We start from the raw sequence: 16351 nt of genomic DNA, 5'->3' as shown, positions 1-16351 counted from the left end.
GGCTGGTTACCGGAAAACGACCGTGCTGGTCTGGTCCAGCAGGACGCGGTGTTCGCAGTGCCAGCGGACGGCGCGGGACAGGGCGAGGGCTTCGGCGTCCTGGCCAACAGTGGAAAGGGCGGTGGGACCGTAGCTGTGGTCCACGCGGATCACTTCCTGCTCGATGATCGGTCCCTCGTCCAGGTCGGCGGTCACGTAGTGGGCCGTGGCACCTACCTGCTTCACGCCGCGGTCGTAGGCCTGGTGGTAGGGGCGGGCACCCTTGAAACCGGGGAGGAAGGAGTGGTGGATGTTGATCGCGCGTCCTTCGAGCTTGCGGCACAAGTCATCGGAAAGAACCTGCATGTACCGGGCCAGGACCACCAGGTCCGCCTGGTATTCGTCCACCAGGTCCAGGAGTTTCTGCTCGGCTTCGGCCTTGGTGTCCGGGGTGACAGGAACGTAGATGAAGGGCAGTCCGGCCGCCTCGGCCATGGCACGGTGGGTCTCGTGGTTGGAAACCACGGCCACCAGTTCGCCACCCAGGCTGCCGCCGCGCCAGCGGAAGATGAGGTCGTTCAGGCAGTGGCCGAACTTGGAAACCATCACCAGGACGCGCTGCTTGGTCTGGTCGTGGAAGCTGAACTTCATGTCGAAGCGGTCCGCGATGGAACGGAATTCGTCCTCGAGTTGCTCCGGCGAGTAGCTCGACGGTCCGGAGAAGGCAGTGCGCAGGTGCAGGGTCTGGCGCAGGCTGTCATCGAACTGCTGGTGCTCTTCGATGTTGAATCCACGGTCGAAGAGAAAAGTGGTGACTGCCTGCATGATGCCGGGCTGTTCGACGCACGACAGTGTGAGTACGAACTTTTGGGCCTGCTCTTCCTTGAGCTGACCGCGTTCAGCCGGCAGGGTGCTGAGGTGTGAGTCTGAAGCCACGAGGGTCATGTGTCCTCCTTAGATGGGTTTCCTAGATATATTCCTGAAATGCGTACTGATATATTAGGATTGAGATCAGCGTATACTGGACCTTGGAACGGGGTCAATAGGTTTTTTCGTCACCGCGGAAGGGGCTCGGCATCATGGCACTCGAAACTCTGGCACCTGCTGCGGACGCCAGCAGGAAGTCCTTGGCGGACATCGCCTACGAGAGCGTGCGTGACCGGCTGCTGACACTCGACATCAAGCCGGGCGACCTCCTCAATGACGACCAGCTCGCCAAAGAGATCGGGATTGGGCGCACCCCCGTGCGGGAAGCGCTCAAGCGGCTGGAACTGGATCGGCTGGTGGTGACCTATCCGCGCCGGGGCACCTTCGCCACCCGCGTGGAAGTGACAGACCTGGCCTTCATCTCCGAGATCAGGGTCCAACTGGAGCCGGTGGCGGCAGCCAGGGCAGCCCGGGTTGCGACCCCCGCCAGCCGGGAACACCTGCGGCGCGTAGCGGCCGAAGTCAAGGCGTTCGACCTCCGCGCGGCCACGGTGGTGGAAACGCTCAAGCTGGATGCGAGCGTCCACCAAGGCATCTACGCTGCCGCGGCAAACCCGCACCTGGAAGACGTCCTGATCCGCTATGACAACCTGGCAACCCGGATCTGGTGCATGGTGCTGGACCGGCTGCCCAACCTGGAACACCACGTCCATGAGCACGTGGATCTCCTGCAGGCCGTTATTGACGGCGATGAGGCGAAAGCGGCCGAGTTGGCCCGCGTCCACGTCAGCGGCTTTGAGCAAGCGGTGCGCCAGGCGCTGTTTGCCGCCTGATCGCTCCCGCGCAGCCTGGGCCGGACAGCGGCAATCCCCTGCGTGCTATTCCCCGCCGCTCGCTGCCGCCGTTTCCGCGGCAGTCGGGGGCGGGGCCCCTTCTTCGCACGCAGCCGCCATTTCCGCGGCAGTCGGGCGCAGGGCCCCTTTCACGCACGCTGCCGGATCGCCACTGCCCTCAGCATGAGGTGCTGGAGTTGATCTACGACGCCGGGTGATCGCCTTTCATGGAGACCGTCCGGCATATCGCGGGTCTCGGCGGTGTGCGCGGATGGATGCTGCGCGCCAGGTTTACGCCTCGTTCTCGGGGCGGGCCGTCAGGATCCATTGCGCCCTCTTTTGCAGGACGTCCAGTGACTCCTTGATCAGCGGCGACGACATGCTGCCCCTTCGCGCTGCGGCGACGATGCGGCGCGCCGGCTTCCCCTTGCCCGTGATGCGCAGCCGGACCACGTTTTCGGCGTTGTTCAGGGGCGCCAGGCGTGGCAGCAGGCCCACGCCCAGGCCGGCGCCCACGAACGCGATCTGGGTTTCCCACTCAACCGCCTCATGCGCAATCCGCGGGGTCACCCCCACGGCCGTGAAAGCTGCGGTGAACAGTGCGTGATAGGTGGACCCTGCGGTCTCGGTGATCCACGGTTCCGATGCCAACTCCTCCAGCGTCACGGTTTCCCGCGACGCGAGCGGATGGTCCGCGGGAATGATCACGTCCAAAGGATCGTCCAGGAGGACCGTCTGCTCGAAGCGGGGATCGTCCTCGCCATGGTTGTCTGATTGCATGGCAACGATCACCGCCAGGTCAATGCGCTCTGCCACCAGCAGGTCGAAGCAACGGGACGGGTTGGCCTCGAGGACCTGGACCTCCAATTGTGGACGTGTGGCGCGCAGCGTGGCGGCGAGCGGCGCAAGCAACTGGGCGGCCGCCGTCGAGAATCCACCGAGACCGAAGCGGGACTGCACCTGGTCGCCGGCCTCCATGGCTGCGGCGCGGAGGCTCTCCCACTCGGCAATGAGGGCGTCCGAGCCTTCCACCAGGAAGCGGCCCGTGGCGGTCAGCCGCACACCCCGTCCGTCCTTGGTGAGCAGCTGCAAACCGAGCACGCGTTGGAGCTCGCGCAGTTGCGCTGAGACGGCCGAGGGGGAGTAACCGGTGAGCTCAGCCGTGGCCCCGACGGTGCCGCACCGGGCGAACACCCGGAGTGTAATGAGACGTGGATCGATCATGCACCTATTGTGCATGGTTATCTACTGAATCTTGCGCTTTTGTTGCAGTTCAAGAATCCCTAATCTCTTACTACGAAGACTTCGACAACGCCGGTCGCGACGACGCACCCGCGGTCCCACGAATCACCAGACACTGACCCAGCCTCCCGGGAGGAACCCATGACTGCTCCAGCGAACGCACCCCTCAACACCCGCGGAAAACTTGCCTCAACGCTGCCTGCCGAACAGCTGGCGGAAATCTCCGCGTTGTTCGAGTTCCGTCGCACGGGCTATTCCCTCGACGCCCCGTTCTACACCGACCCCACCCTTTTCAAGATCGACATGGAAGCGATCTTCGGCCAGCACTGGATCTTCGCCGGAAGCGTCGCGGAACTGCCGGAGCCGGGCGACTACATCACGGTGGACTACGGCCCCTACTCCCTCATCGTGCTGCGCACGGATGAAGGCGAAGTCAACGTCCTGCACAACGTCTGCCGCCACCGCGGTGCCCGCGTCCTCACCGAAGCTGCCGGCTCCACGGGCAACCTGGTGTGCGGCTACCACTCCTGGACCTACTCCCCGGAGGGCAACCTGATCCACGCTTCGGCTCCCGGCGAGGCGAAGTTCGACAAGAACTGCTTTGCCCTCAAGCGCGCCCACAGCCGCGAGGTGGCCGGCCTCATCTTCGTCTGCATCGCCAACGAACCGCCCACGGATTTCGACGAGACCTCCAAGATCTTCGAGCCCTACCTCGCTCCGCACGATCTCTCCAAGACGAAGATTGCCTACCAGCAGAACATCATCGAAGAGGGCAACTGGAAGCTCGTCATGGAGAACAACCGTGAGTGCTACCACTGTGACGGCCACCCCGAGCTTGCCTGCTCGCTCTTCCCCACCTGGGGCCTGACGGAGGGCTTGATCCCCACCCACCTGGAAGAGGTGTGGGAGCGCAACAAGGAAGCCCAGTCCTCCCTTGAAGAGCGGTGCCGCCGCTATGGCCTCCCTTACGAGGTGGTGGAAGAGCTGGACACGCGTATCGCGGGAATCCGCATTTCGCGGGAATCGCTCGATGGCGAGGGTGAGTCGTTCTCGGCTGATGGCCGCAGGCTCTCCAAGAAGCTCCTCGGCGACCTGCGGGACTTCCGCTTGGGCCGCTGCTCCATGCACCTGCAGCCCAACAGCTGGTTCCACTTCCAGAGCGACCATGTGATCACGTTTGGTGTCTTCCCGATCAACGAACACCAGACCCTGGTCCGCACCACCTGGCTCGTTGCCGACGACGCCGTGGAGGGCGTCGACTACGACCGCGAGAAGCTCACCTACACCTGGGAGCAGACCAACATCCAGGACAAGGCGTTCGTGGAGCTGTGCCAGCAGGGCGCGGCCAGCCCCGCCTACGAACCCGGCCCGTACATGAAGAGCGAATACCAGGTAGGGGCCTTCATCAACTGGTACGTACAGCGTGTTCAGGAGCACTTGGCATGATCGAAGTCCTCACCGAAACGGCAATCCAGGAACCGCAGCGCATCCGCGGTCTTGAGATGCCGTGGAACCGGGTGATGGGCAGCACTGAGGCGCCCGCCCGCGCTGCCCGCGCCCTGGGTCCATGGCACCCGCAGGAGTTCATGGCCGAATGCGTCGAGACCGTTCCCGAGGCCGGCGGACTGATGACGTTCGTGTTCCGTCGCACTGACGGTGCACCGCTGGCGTTCCGCGCAGGCCAGTACGTCAACATCGCCTTTCCTGTGAATGGTGAAGACCAGGATCCGGTGGACCGCAGCTATTCGCTGTCCAGTTCGCCCACGGAACCGTGGACCTTCAACATCACCGTCAAGCTCGACCCTGCCGGTCTGGTTTCACCCTGGGTGCACCAGAACGTCAGGCCGGGAACCGTCCTTGAGATGCTCGGGCCGGTGGGTGCCTTCCACCTGCCCGACGCCGACCGCCGGGCACGGTATCTGTTCCTCGCCGCCGGCGCGGGCATCACGCCCATCATGTCCATGGTCCGCACCATCCACTCGCTGCCCGGGCATGCCGATGTAGTGGTGCTCTATCACGGCGCGGAAGCCGGGGGCTTCGCCTTCCACCGGGAGCTGGCCTACATCGCCTCCGTGGACTCGCGGATCAAGGTGTTCTACTCCCTGGGAGACCGCAACAAGCCCGAAGAGTGGGAGGGACTCAGCGGACGGCTGACAGCAGCCATGCTGGACGAGGTTGCCCCCGACGCCAACGGCCGCCAAGTTTATGCCTGCGGCCCGGAAGGTTACCTGAACACCGCCACCGAACTCCTCCAGAAGGTGGGCGTGGACGATACCTCCATTTACATGGAGTTCTTCTCGGGGGACCGCCAGACGCTCCTTGAATACGCGGCCGAACTGGCACTTGCCGTGGATATCGCGGAGGAAATCGCCGAGGAGATCTCGGATTCCGCCGAGGACTACTTTGAGAGCCAGCCTGCGGCCTTCGGGATCTACGAACCCGGATACGACGCCGAGGGTACTTTGGAGGCGACCGGACTGCCGCTGGAAACCGTGGAACCGGAAACAACCGGCCCGGAGGCCCCTGAAGCCAGCCCGGAGCCGGAAGCCGCAACTCCGGATGCCTCGAATTTCGACACCGTGGGAACAGGCAGCCTCACCATGTCCTTCCTCCGTACGGGCATCAACGTGCGGATCGATCCTTCCGAGCACATCCTGGGGGTGGCCCAGCGTGCGGGTGTACGGATTGGTGCCAACTGCCAGGAGGGCATGTGTGGCTCCTGCAAGGTGGTCAAGCTGTCCGGCGACGTGGACATGAACCACCAGGGAGGAATCCGGAAACGGGAAATCGATGCCGGCAAGTTCCTGCCCTGCTGCTCCACGGCGCAGACCGACCTGGTGATCGACGCCTAGTCCTGCGGCTTTCCCTGGTGCGCCCACTCCACCAGCTCGGACATCCACGGACGTTGTCCGCGGTGGACCGTGAGGCCGTCGGGGATGCCGTGGACCGTGGCTTGGTCGCCTGAAGCGTCGATCGTGATCCGGGCATCCCCCATGGGGGCGTTGCTGATGTGGAGATCCCCGAATTCGCGTGGAAGAACGGGATCAAGCCAAATGCCGCCCAGGGAAATGTGCGTGTCATAGCGCATGAGCGAGGTGACCACGTGGATGGGCGTGGTGGCGGCCCACGCTTGCGGTGAACAGGCCGTGGGGTAGGGAACGGGTTCCGTGAACTGCCCCCGGTCGAAGCCGCAGAAGAGCTCGGGCAACCGTCCGCCGGAGTACTCGGCGGCTTCCAGGAGCGCGGTACCGATCCTCTGAGCCTCCTCGACGTACCCGTAGCGCAGGAGACCGGACATGATCAGGGCATTGTCGTGCGGCCAGACCGACCCGTTGTGGTAGCTGGCCGGGTTGTAGGCGGCCATGTCCGTGGCGAGGGTCCGGACGCCCCAGCCGCTGAACATCCTGGGCGACATCAAGTGCTCCACCACGGATGGAACCTTGTCCTCATCCATGAGCCCGAACCAGAGGCAGTGGCCCATGTTGGAGGCGCAGGCATCCACGGGCCGTTTGTCCCGGTCCAAGGCCACGGCGTAGTAGCCCTTGTCCGGCAGCCAGAAGTCTTCGTTGAATCTTTGCTTGAGGCGATCCGCGCGTTCCCGCAGCTCATTCGCCAACGCGAGGTCGCCGTCGTCGTAGGCCATCCAGGCGCGCGCCACATAGGCGCCGTGCACGTACGCCTGGACCTCGGCGAGCGCGATGGGCGCCTGCGCCAGCGTGCCGTCCGCAAAGTTGATGCCGTCCCAGGAGTCCTTCCAGCCCTGGTTGATGAGGCCGTGCTCGTTGGGCCGGCCGTACTCCACGAAACCGTCGCCGTCCCGGTCGCCGTAGTTCCGGATCCAATCGAGGGCGCGGTCCGCGTTGGGCAGGAGGGCGGTGATGGTGTCCTTGGAGAATCCCCAGCGGCTCACGGAACCGAGCACCACCACGAACAGGGGAGTGGCATCCACGCTGCCGTAATAGGCGGAGTTCCCTTGCAAGGCCTGCCCCGTGCTGACATCCAGGCGGACCTCGTGCAGGATCTTGCCTGGCTCTTCCTCGGTCTCGGTATTGACCTCGGTGCCTTGCCGGTCAGCGAGCGTCCGCAGCGTGCCCAACGCCAAGGACGGGTCAACCGGCAGGGCCATCTCCGAGGCCCACAGCGAGTCGCGCCCGAACAGCGTCATGAACCAAGGGGCGCCGGCAGCCACCACCACCCTGTCCGGATGGTCCGGATCCTGGATGCGCAGGGCGCCCAGGTCCTCGTAGCTGCGGCGCAGCGTGCGCTCAATGGACCGGTTGCCGATCTGCAGGGCGGGGATTTTCGCAACCCATTCCTGCCGGCGCCGGTCACTCGGTGACAGCTCGCCGCCGGCCGGATGGGTGAACGGGACCGAACTCCCCTCCAACGTGGGGGCGACGCTCACGTGCGTGCTCCATTTACCGAACGCCGGAACCGTCACCCTGAAGCCCAGGGCCTTGGCCCCGACGCCTGCGCCCTCGGCCCGGATGACCACCGACTTCCTGATGCCCTCCCAGACGCCCCGGATTTCCAGCGAGTCGTTTTCGATCCGCCGCGTTTCATGCCAATCGCGCGTGATGCGGGCTTCCTTGACCTCGAACAGGTCCGCGAAGTCGGCCTCGACCACCAGGGTGATGCGGCATTCGGCGGGCTGCCTGGAGTAGTTGCGGACTGTGATTTCCTCGAGGATCCCGGCGCCCACCTCCCGCAGGCGTTCCACCAGCAGCGGGCTGTCGGCGTAGCCGTCGGCGCGTGGAACGCGGCAGGCGAAGAGCGCCCGGTAGGGTTCCTTGGTCTCCGCTGCCAGGGATTCCAGGGGCTGATCGTTGATGGTCAGTTCCCAACGGGACAGGATCCGGGTATCCAGGTGGAACACGCCGTGCGGAAGCTCCGGCCGGATGTCCCCGTTGGAGGCAGAGATGCAAAAGGACGAGCCCTCAACCAGCGTGACGGTTCCGGAACCCAAGGGACCGGCGGCCGTGTCAGCATTCCATCCAGCCACGTGAAGCTCCTTATTAAGCGTCGGCAGGGACGTACTCGACGCTACGCCGGAGGACCCCCGGAAACCAGACCCGCCAGGCCCCGGAGGCGCCAAATTGCGGCGCGGACGGGTCGCAACCGAGAGTTAACCTTCGCCCCGGCGTGTGGGCGGAGAATTGCGTCTATAGTGAGACTTGCAGTACTCGCTGATGCAGACCGGCGGCCCTTTTATGGCCGGAGGCCTATCCAATGACCGATACCCAAATTGGCGCATTCCTGCGGGAGTGCGTTGTGTACGAAGAAGACAGCGAAGAGGGCCTGGACCTCGATGCCCTGTACGGCCTTTACATCAGCTGGTGCGTCCTGGGGAACAAGATTCCCGTCCCTGACAGCGCCTTCCGCACGTCCATTCGCCTCAACGGCGTGAAGCACCACAAGCGCGACGGCAACCGTTACTACCCGGGACTGCGCATGGTGGGTGACGCCGCCCGTGACTACGTCCTGAACAGCGTGCCGGAAGCCTACGAGGTCAGCGTTCCCCCTGTGCCGTTGACCGATGACGACGAGGCCCTCCCGGCTGCCGTCTGAGTGTTCGCACAGCAGGTGTCCCTAAGATGCCTTCTTAGGGGCATTTGCCGTTTCTAGACCCGGAAGTGGGACTCAAGTGAAGCCATCCATCGTCTGGTTCCGTGACGATCTCAGGGTCCGGGACAATCCCGCCCTGCGTGCCGCCGTCGACGATGGAGCGGCCGTGGCCCTCTTCGTCCTCGATGAAGAATCGCCGGGAATCCGCCCCCACGGCGGCGCCGCGCGGTGGTGGCTGCACCACTCCTTGACGGCCCTGCGCGAGGACCTCGATGCGCTGGGCATCCCGCTGCTGCTGCGCCGCGGGCCCGCTGCGGAGATCGTCCGGAAGACCACGACGGCGGCAGGTGCCGGCGCGCTGTACTGGAACCGGCGCTACGGCGAAGTTGAACGGACCATCGACGCCGATATCAAGTCGTGGGCCGGCGATGAGGGGCTCCATGTGGAGAGCTTCCAGGCATCCCTGTTGCACGAACCGTGGAAGGTATCCACCAAGACCGGCGGCCAGTACAAGGTCTTCACCCCCTTCTGGAAGGCCGTCTCCGGGCTGGACTTCCGCAAGCCGTTGGCCATCCCGGCCAAGGGGCACGGTTTCACTGGCGACCTTCCGGCCTACGAGGACCTGGAATCGTGGCACCTGCTGCCCACCAGGCCGGACTGGGCGGGTGGCCTGCGGGAGCGCTGGACCCCTGGGGCAGCTGCGGGACACCAACGTTTGAAGGCATTCGTGGCACAGGGGCTGGACGAGTACAAGGATGGCCGCAACCGACCGGACCAGGACGGGAGCAGCAGCCTGTCGCCGTATCTTCGCTGGGGCGAGCTCAGTCCGTTCGAGGTGTGGCATGCGTTGGGGGCCAAACGCTCGGAAAGCGCCGGAATCTACGCTTCCGAACTGGGCTGGCGGGAATTCTGCTGGCACCAGTATTTCCACAATCCGAATCTGGCGACGGCCAACCTGCGCACCGAATTCGACCGGTTCCCTTGGGCCTGGCCAGGTGCCTCAGGCCACGCGGAAGGCGGCAAGCACCCCGGCCACGAGTCGGCCGCGCAGGAACTCCGGGCCTGGCAGAAGGGGGAGACCGGCTTTCCCATGGTTGATGCCGGGCAGCGCCAGTTGTGGCACACCGGTTGGATGCACAACCGGGTGCGCATGGTGGCCGCGAGCTTCCTGGTCAAGAACCTCGGCATCCATTGGCAAGTGGGCGAGCAGTGGTTCTGGGACACGCTGGTGGATGCCGATCCGGCCTCCAATCCGGCCAACTGGCAGTGGGTTGCCGGCTCGGGAGCGGATGCCTCCCCGTTTTTCAGGATCTTCAACCCGGAGGCGCAGCGGACCAGGTTCGATCCGCAGGGTAAGTACATCGCCCACTGGATTCCGGAGTTCGGGACACCGGACTATCCGGAGGAAATCGTTGATCTGAAGACCACCCGGCAAGAGGCCCTGGAGGCGTACAAGGAGCTGAAGGAGGTGCACTGACGCCCGCGTGGCTGCACGCATGGTGCCCTCTGGAAATTAGTAGGAAGTCCGAGTATATTCGGGTTCAGAGATGATCTGGATCACAGTTGGCGACGTCTTGCCGCGGTGCTCCAGCCAGGCGCCACAGCCGATCGGCACGGCGATCATTCACGAATGCAAAGGAGCATTTCCACCATGGTGCGCGAGCTTTCACACTATGTAGACGGGCAACGGATCGACGGCACATCCGGCCGTTTCAGTGACGTCTACGATCCCTGCACGGGCGAGGTCCAGGCCAGGCTCCCGTTGGCCGGCGCCGAGGAGGTCCGCAACGCCATAGCCAATGCGGAGAAGGGCCAGCTCGAGTGGGCCGCCATGAACCCGCAGCGGCGCGGTCGGATCCTGCTGAAGTTCGTGGACCTGGTCAACGAGAACATGGACGAGCTCGCAACACTCCTCTCCTCCGAACACGGCAAGACCTTCGCCGATGCCAAGGGCGACATCCAGCGCGGCATCGAAGTGGTGGAGTTCTCCGCGGGAGCGCCGCACCTGCTCAAAGGCGAGTTCTCGGACAGTGCGGGGCAGGGAATCGACGTCCACTCGCTGCGCCAGCCGCTGGGGGTGGTTGCCGGGATCACGCCGTTCAACTTCCCGGCCATGATCCCGTTGTGGAAGTCGGGCCCTGCGCTCGCCGCCGGCAACGCCTTCATCCTGAAACCGTCCGAACGCGACCCCTCCGTACCGTTGCGGCTTGCCGAGCTCTACAGCGAAGCAGGCGTCCCGAACGGCGTCTTCAACGTGATCAACGGCGACAAAGAAGCTGTAGATGCCCTGCTTGAAGACCCGCGGGTCAAGGCCATCGGGTTCGTGGGTTCCACTCCGATCGCCCAGTACATCTATGCGACGGCGGCGGCGCATGGGAAGCGCGCGCAATGCTTTGGCGGGGCGAAGAACCACATGGTGGTCATGCCCGACGCCGACCTGGACATGGCTGCCGACGCCCTGATTGGTGCCGGGTACGGTTCCGCGGGCGAGCGCTGCATGGCCATCTCCGTGGCGGTTCCGGTGGGGCAGGAAACCGCAGACGCCCTGGTTGCCAAGCTGGCTGAACGGGTCAAGGACCTCCGTGTGGGGCACAGCATGGACAAGGACGTGGACTTCGGCCCGGTGGTGGCGGCCTCGGCGAAGGAACGGATCGAAGGCTACATCCAGTCCGGCGTCGACGAAGGCGCCACCCTGGTCACGGACGGCCGCGGCCTCACGGTGGACGGCTATGACGGCGGCTTCTGGGTTGGCCCCACGCTATTCGACAACGTCACCAAGGACATGAAGATCTACAAGGAAGAGATCTTCGGTCCCGTCCTCAGCATCCTGCGCGCCGCCGACTACGACGAGGCGCTCCGGCTCTGCAGCGAACATGAGTTTGGCAACGGCGTCGCAATTTTCACCCGCGACGGCGACGCCGCCCGCGACTTCGCCAGCCGCGTCGAAGTGGGCATGGTGGGCATCAACGTTCCGATTCCGGTGCCGATCGCCTATTACACGTTCGGCGGCTGGAAGGCCTCCGGATTCGGCGACCTCAACCAGCACGGCGCCGATGCGTTCCGTTTCTACACCAAGACCAAGACCGTCACCTCGCGGTGGCCCTCAGGCATCCGCCAGGGCGCCAGCTTCGTGATGCCGGCGGGCAGTTGATGGGAGTGGCGGGCAATGAAACAGAGCAGCAGGAGGAAGAAGTCCTTTTTGAGCGACGCGGGCACCTCGGCATCGTGACGCTCAACCGGCCCCGGGCAGTCAACGCCCTCAATGCGGGCATGGTGAAAGCCATGCTGCAGCAGTTGGCTGCCTGGGCTGATGACGATTCCGTCCGGACCGTCCTGGTGCGGGGCGCCGGTGACCGCGGTCTCTGTGCCGGCGGCGACATCGTGGCCATCTACAAGGACATGCTGCACGGCGGCACGGAAACGGCCGAATTCTGGGCCGACGAGTACCGGCTCAACGCCCTGATCGCCGGCTACCCCAAGCCGTACGTTGCGTTCATGGACGGCCTGGTCCTCGGCGGCGGCGTTGGTGTTTCGGCGCACGGTTCCGTCCGGGTGGTCACCGAGCGGACGCGTACCGGCATGCCGGAAACCACCATCGGGTTCGTGCCCGACGTCGGTGGCACCCTCTTGCTGTCCCGCGCACCCGGCGAGGCGGGAACCCACGCCGCGCTCACGGGGGCGCACCTGAGCGGCGCGGACGCCATTTTCCTCGGGCTCGCGGACTCGTTCGTGCGGTCCGAAAGCCTCCCGGCACTCGCCGAAGCGCTGGAAAGCTCGACGGCGGCAGACGCCGTCGGGCGTTTTGCCCACGCCGCGCCGGACTCGCCGCTGGCGGCCCAGCGGGAGTGGATCGATTCCTGTTACGCGGGCGATGACGCGGAGGAGATCGTCCGGCGTTTGCGTGGGACCGGCGGCGAGGCCTCTGCTGCCGCGGACACCATCGAGGGCAAATCGCCGACGTCGGTCAAGGTCACCTTGGAGTCGCTGCGGCGCGTGCGGGGGCTGTCCGTTGAACACGGCATGACCCTCGAAGAGGCGCTCGACCAGGAGTACCGCGTGGGACTTCGTTGCCTGTCCGGTCCGGATTTCCGGGAAGGCATCCGCGCGCAGGTGGTGGACAAGGACCGCAACCCGCAGTGGAAGCCGGCGTCGCTTGCGGAGGTCCACACGTCCGACGTCGAGGCCTACTTCGCGCCGCTCGGCGAGCGGGAGTTGGGGCTGGCAGTCGGGCAGGTCCAAAGCAGTTGAGCCAGTCCAATCGGTGTGAGTCAGTCCAACCCAGTTGAGGAGACGAAAATGACAGAGAACGCAGCATCAGCAACGGGACTCATCGCTTTCCTCGGCCTCGGCCATATGGGCGGTCCCATGGCGGCCAACCTGATCAAGGCCGGGCACGATGTGATCGGTTACGATCCCGTTCCGGCAGCTGTGGAAGCGGCGAAAGGGCACGGAGTGCCCATGGCGGATTCGGCAGCGGACGCCGTATCCGGGGCGGCCGTGGTCTTGACGATGCTCCCCAGCGGCAAGCACGTACTGGACGCCTACCGCGGAGTGGGCGGGCCAGGGCTGCTCTCCGTTGCCGGGCCGGACACGCTGTTCCTGGACTGCTCCACCATCAACGTCGACGAGGCCCGGGAAGCTGCATCGCTGGCGGTGGATGCCGGCCACCGTTCGGTGGATGCTCCCGTGTCCGGTGGAGTGGTGGGTGCTGAGGCAGGGACCTTGACGTTCATGGTGGGGGCCTTGCCGGAGGACTTCGACACCGTGAAGCCCATCCTTGAACTCATGGGCAAGCGGATTGTCCACTGTGGCGACCACGGGGCGGGGCAGGCCGCCAAGGTGTGCAACAACATGATCCTTGGAGTGTCCATGATCGCCGTGTCCGAGGCGTTCGTGCTCGGTGAAAAGCTGGGGCTCACCCATCAGGCCCTGTTCGACGTTGCATCCAACGCTTCGGGGCAGTGCTGGGCGCTGACCACCAACTGCCCTGTTCCCGGTCCCGTGCCCACCAGCCCTGCCAACCGCGATTACCAGCCCGGGTTCGCTGGGGCCCTGATGGCCAAGGACCTGCGCCTGGCGGTGAATGCCCTGGAGAGTACGGGGGTCGCGGCTGAAATGGGTCCTTTGGCCTCCCGGATTTACGATGCATTTGCGGCAGGAGACGGTGCGGCACGGGATTTCTCCGGCATCATCACCGAGATCCGTGAAAAATCTGAGTGAGGGTTTGTTGATGGCCACTGCTGTGGAGAGGGAGAGCATGACGTTCGAGAACATTCTGGTGGAGCGCCGGGGCCGGGTTGGCCTGGTGACACTGAACCGGCCGTCGGCGCTGAATGCGTTGAACACGGCGCTCATGAATGAACTCGTTGCGGTGGTGACGGACATGGACCGGGATCCGGGCGTGGGCGCGGTGGTAATAACCGGATCAGCCAAGGCCTTCGCTGCCGGTGCCGACATCAAGGAAATGTCCTCCAACAGCTACATGGAGATGTACGCGGCCGACTGGTTCCGGCACTGGGAGGACCTCACGCGTTTGCGGATCCCGGTCATCGCTGCTGTTTCGGGGTTCGCCTTGGGTGGTGGCTGCGAACTGGCGATGATGGCAGATTTCATCATCGCCGGGGACAACGCCAAGTTCGGCCAGCCGGAGATCAACCTGGGCGTGATCCCGGGGATGGGCGGCTCCCAACGCCTCACCCGGGCCGTGGGCAAGGCGAAAGCGATGGACATGGTCCTCACGGGGCGCTTCATGGAAGCCGACGAGGCTGAGCGGTCCGGACTGGTCTCGCGCGTGGTGCCCGCCGCCGAGGTGGTGGACGAGGCGTTGAAGGCGGCCGAGGTCATCGCATCAAAGTCCAAGCCGGCTGCGATGGTGGCCAAGGAGGCCGTCAATGCGGCGTTCGAGATGGGGCTCGCGCAGGGTGTGGTCTTCGAGCGCCGGGTGTTCCATTCGCTGTTCGCCACCGAGGACCAAAAAGAAGGCATGGCCGCGTTTGCCGAAAAGCGGCAACCGGAGTTCAAACACCGTTGAGTGGCCCGCTGTGCGCGTCATTTTTGGGTTGGGGCGCGCACAACAGGCCTTGCAACGCGGAATCGGCGAGTGCCCCGGTTAGACTCCTTGGCACGGACCAAATGGGGAGAGAAACATGTCAATGGAGAGTGTTCGCGCCGAATCGTCGGAAACCGGAGCAGAGCCCGCAGGGGAGAGCCAGCCGGTCAACAACCTCGCCATCGTCTCGGCGGCCATGGCGGCGCTGGCGGTCGTGGGGTTGTTCCTCGCCGGCATGGCCATCATCGCCGTGTTCGTGGTGGGTGCCGGGCATGTTGCGTTGAAGCAGATTGAGCAGCGCGGGGAGCGCGGACGTCCCTTCGCCATCTCGGCCTTGGTGGTCGGCTACGGAATCGCGGCCCTGTCCCTGGTCTCGGCGCTCATCTACACCTTTACCCGGTAGGGCGCAGCTCACTGGCCTTTCTGCGTCACTAATAGCCCATTCCGGCACTAATCGGCGGCGGGCCGTCATGAGGGCGGGCCCCATCGACCGTGAACGGGGATCTCCATGACGTGGCAATTCTGCGACAACCACCGCTGCCCGGACAGTTGGCATTGGACCGACCTCGCCGGGGTCCTGGAGCAGTGCCCCAGCTTGGACCATACCGAAGAGCCGGACCCCCATGGCCCATTGCTAAGTATGCTGATAATATAGGCGTGCCGAGACAGAAGACGTACAAGGACTGACCTGCCGGGGGGTGTCAGTAATGACGGAGCGGAAGGTTCCGGACGTGGTGAATCAGGAGAGTGTCCGGCGTGAGGCGACGGACGTCCTCGCCGAAGGTGACCTGACCCTGACTGACCTGTGGATCGAGTTCTTTGCCCGCGGTGGCATGGCAGGCGCAGAAGAGTTTGAAGCCTTCATCCAAGGCATCATGCCGGTGGAAAGCACTGATCTGCAGATCCTCGACCTCACATTGGTGGAGCTGCAGAGTCCCTGACTCAGTGGACGGGCGACGACTCCAGTGCGGCGTCAAAGAACTCACGTTCCAGGCGTACCGCCTCGCGGAACGTCATGGCAACGCGCCCGCGCACCTCGGCGGATACGGGCTCGACGGCGTCGAATTCCCCGCGCAGCCAGGTCACCCACGCGTTGTACCCGGGGTTGTTGTGCAGGCGGATCCAATCAGCATGCTTCGGCGCGGCCGGCCAGGTGGCGATGTCCCCGGCCCGCGCGGCCCAGTCGCCATACAGCCATTCGGCGACGAGCAGGACGGCAAGGACGTCCGGGTAGGAGCGGGTGTCCAGCGCGCTGCGCATCAGGGCGTCGAAGGAACGGGTTGCTGTTCCCAGTTCCGGTGCGAGCCTGTCCTCTTCCGGGACGCCGAGTTGGTCGAAGCTGTCTTGGAAATAGGTGTTCTCATCCGAGGCGAAGGCGCCCAGGACCTTGGCGAACACCAGCCGCGACGGGAGCGATGGCGCTGAGGCGACTGCCTGGCCCAGGAGTGCGGTGAAGGCATCGCAGAACTGGTAGTCCTGCACCAGGTACCGGCGGAGGTCCTCGTCCTCGAGGCTGCCGTCGATCAGCCGGTCAACGAAGGGATGGTTGACAGCCGCATCCCAATCGGCGGCGGAGGCGTTCTTCAGTTCGTCGGCAAAGCCCATGGATGCGGTCCTTTTCTTGGGTGGTTGGCAACTGACTGGCATTTGTGGTGGTTTTCAGCGGGCGGTTTCTAGCGGTTATCGCAACAGGAAGGTTCTGATCATCTCATTTGGGGTGCAGAAGTCGAATCGTTGGCGGGGTCTGTCGTTGAGT

At 64.7% G+C, this 16351-nt stretch carries 15 protein-coding genes; 11 read left to right on the top strand and 4 right to left on the bottom strand.

Translation table 11 applies throughout. The features are described 5' to 3' along the window. Nucleotides 1-6: 6 nt before the first annotated feature. On the bottom strand, nt 7-924 hold the full coding sequence (gene purU / locus ACIPY3_RS15430; RefSeq protein ID WP_400335433.1) for a formyltetrahydrofolate deformylase: 918 nt from the start codon (nt 922-924) through the stop codon (nt 7-9). A gap of 134 nt (nt 925-1058) precedes the next feature. On the opposite strand from purU, the gene ACIPY3_RS15425 reads away from it, so the two are divergent. After that, entirely contained in the window at nt 1059-1739 is a 681-nt protein-coding gene (locus tag ACIPY3_RS15425) for a GntR family transcriptional regulator (RefSeq protein ID WP_400335431.1), read from the top strand. Between the two features lie 291 nt (nt 1740-2030). Here ACIPY3_RS15425 and ACIPY3_RS15420 read toward each other — a convergent pair whose 3' ends face one another. Further along, nucleotides 2031-2963, bottom strand: coding sequence for a LysR family transcriptional regulator (locus tag ACIPY3_RS15420; RefSeq protein ID WP_400335429.1), 933 nt, complete (start codon nt 2961-2963; stop codon nt 2031-2033). A gap of 159 nt (nt 2964-3122) precedes the next feature. Here ACIPY3_RS15420 and ACIPY3_RS15415 point away from each other — a divergent pair, with 159 nt between their 5' ends. Then, nucleotides 3123-4427, top strand: a complete 1305-nt coding sequence (locus ACIPY3_RS15415) for an SRPBCC family protein (RefSeq protein ID WP_400335427.1) — start codon at nt 3123-3125, stop codon at nt 4425-4427. Further along, complete coding sequence (locus tag ACIPY3_RS15410) at nt 4424-5833, top strand: ferredoxin reductase (protein WP_400335425.1); 1410 nt, start codon at nt 4424-4426, stop codon at nt 5831-5833. Before ACIPY3_RS15415 ends, ACIPY3_RS15410 begins: the two co-directional genes overlap by 4 nt. Here ACIPY3_RS15410 and ACIPY3_RS15405 read toward each other — a convergent pair. Next, entirely contained in the window at nt 5830-7983 is a 2154-nt protein-coding gene (locus ACIPY3_RS15405; RefSeq protein WP_400335423.1) for a glycogen debranching N-terminal domain-containing protein, read from the bottom strand. The genes ACIPY3_RS15410 and ACIPY3_RS15405 overlap by 4 nt on opposite strands. Nucleotides 7984-8210: 227 nt before the next feature. Here ACIPY3_RS15405 and ACIPY3_RS15400 point away from each other — a divergent pair, with 227 nt between their 5' ends. The 8 genes from ACIPY3_RS15400 (at nt 8211) to ACIPY3_RS15365 (ending at nt 15536) form a co-directional block, all read left to right on the top strand. Then, nucleotides 8211-8549, top strand: coding sequence for a hypothetical protein (locus ACIPY3_RS15400; protein WP_400335421.1), 339 nt, complete (start codon nt 8211-8213; stop codon nt 8547-8549). A 76-nt stretch (nt 8550-8625) separates the two neighbouring features. Then, complete coding sequence (locus ACIPY3_RS15395) at nt 8626-10023, top strand: cryptochrome/photolyase family protein (RefSeq protein ID WP_400335419.1); 1398 nt, start codon at nt 8626-8628, stop codon at nt 10021-10023. Nucleotides 10024-10197: 174 nt separating this feature from the next. Beyond that, nucleotides 10198-11697 (top strand): CoA-acylating methylmalonate-semialdehyde dehydrogenase, encoded by a 1500-nt coding sequence (locus ACIPY3_RS15390; RefSeq protein ID WP_400335733.1) that lies wholly within the window; start codon nt 10198-10200, stop codon nt 11695-11697. Further along, a complete protein-coding gene (locus ACIPY3_RS15385; RefSeq protein ID WP_400335732.1) occupies nt 11697-12794 on the top strand; it encodes an enoyl-CoA hydratase/isomerase family protein in 1098 nt (365 codons plus the stop codon). Before ACIPY3_RS15390 ends, ACIPY3_RS15385 begins: the two co-directional genes overlap by 1 nt. Nucleotides 12795-12842: 48 nt before the next feature. Further along, on the top strand, nt 12843-13766 hold the full coding sequence (mmsB, locus tag ACIPY3_RS15380; protein WP_400335417.1) for a 3-hydroxyisobutyrate dehydrogenase: 924 nt from the start codon (nt 12843-12845) through the stop codon (nt 13764-13766). 37 nt (nt 13767-13803) lie between these two features. Then, on the top strand, nt 13804-14577 hold the full coding sequence (locus ACIPY3_RS15375) for an enoyl-CoA hydratase (protein ID WP_400335415.1): 774 nt from the start codon (nt 13804-13806) through the stop codon (nt 14575-14577). Between the two features lie 115 nt (nt 14578-14692). Beyond that, a complete protein-coding gene (locus tag ACIPY3_RS15370) occupies nt 14693-14998 on the top strand; it encodes a DUF4190 domain-containing protein (protein WP_397326590.1) in 306 nt (101 codons plus the stop codon). A 304-nt stretch (nt 14999-15302) separates the two neighbouring features. Continuing rightward, the gene (locus ACIPY3_RS15365; protein WP_400335413.1) at nt 15303-15536 is read left to right on the top strand and encodes a hypothetical protein; all 234 of its coding nucleotides are present in this window, start codon (nt 15303-15305) and stop codon (nt 15534-15536) included. A gap of 1 nt (nt 15537) precedes the next feature. Here the strand turns inward: ACIPY3_RS15365 and ACIPY3_RS15360 are convergent, their stop codons facing one another. After that, nucleotides 15538-16200 (bottom strand): TenA family protein, encoded by a 663-nt coding sequence (locus ACIPY3_RS15360; RefSeq protein ID WP_400335410.1) that lies wholly within the window; start codon nt 16198-16200, stop codon nt 15538-15540. Nucleotides 16201-16351 lie beyond the last annotated feature (151 nt).

It is taken from the genome of Paenarthrobacter sp. NPDC089714 (assembly GCF_044748905.1).
Lineage (GTDB): Bacteria > Actinomycetota > Actinomycetes > Actinomycetales > Micrococcaceae > Arthrobacter.
This window is presented reverse-complemented; position numbering and strand designations above follow the sequence as displayed.

Excerpts from the sequence above, each read along its gene's own strand:
- purU (WP_400335433.1), bottom strand. The coding sequence starts at position 924 with ATGACCCTCGTGGCTTCAGACTCACACCTCAGCACCCTGCCGGCTGAA.
- ACIPY3_RS15425 (WP_400335431.1), top strand. The coding sequence starts at position 1,059 with ATGGCACTCGAAACTCTGGCACCTGCTGCGGACGCCAGCAGGAAGTCC.
- ACIPY3_RS15420 (WP_400335429.1), bottom strand. The coding sequence starts at position 2,963 with ATGATCGATCCACGTCTCATTACACTCCGGGTGTTCGCCCGGTGCGGC.
- ACIPY3_RS15415 (WP_400335427.1), top strand. The coding sequence starts at position 3,123 with ATGACTGCTCCAGCGAACGCACCCCTCAACACCCGCGGAAAACTTGCC.
- ACIPY3_RS15410 (WP_400335425.1), top strand. The coding sequence starts at position 4,424 with ATGATCGAAGTCCTCACCGAAACGGCAATCCAGGAACCGCAGCGCATC.
- ACIPY3_RS15400 (WP_400335421.1), top strand. The coding sequence starts at position 8,211 with ATGACCGATACCCAAATTGGCGCATTCCTGCGGGAGTGCGTTGTGTAC.
- ACIPY3_RS15390 (WP_400335733.1), top strand. The coding sequence starts at position 10,198 with ATGGTGCGCGAGCTTTCACACTATGTAGACGGGCAACGGATCGACGGC.
- ACIPY3_RS15385 (WP_400335732.1), top strand. The coding sequence starts at position 11,697 with ATGGGAGTGGCGGGCAATGAAACAGAGCAGCAGGAGGAAGAAGTCCTT.
- mmsB (WP_400335417.1), top strand. The coding sequence starts at position 12,843 with ATGACAGAGAACGCAGCATCAGCAACGGGACTCATCGCTTTCCTCGGC.
- ACIPY3_RS15375 (WP_400335415.1), top strand. The coding sequence starts at position 13,804 with ATGACGTTCGAGAACATTCTGGTGGAGCGCCGGGGCCGGGTTGGCCTG.
- ACIPY3_RS15370 (WP_397326590.1), top strand. The coding sequence starts at position 14,693 with ATGTCAATGGAGAGTGTTCGCGCCGAATCGTCGGAAACCGGAGCAGAG.
- ACIPY3_RS15365 (WP_400335413.1), top strand. The coding sequence starts at position 15,303 with ATGACGGAGCGGAAGGTTCCGGACGTGGTGAATCAGGAGAGTGTCCGG.
- ACIPY3_RS15360 (WP_400335410.1), bottom strand. The coding sequence starts at position 16,200 with ATGGGCTTTGCCGACGAACTGAAGAACGCCTCCGCCGCCGATTGGGAT.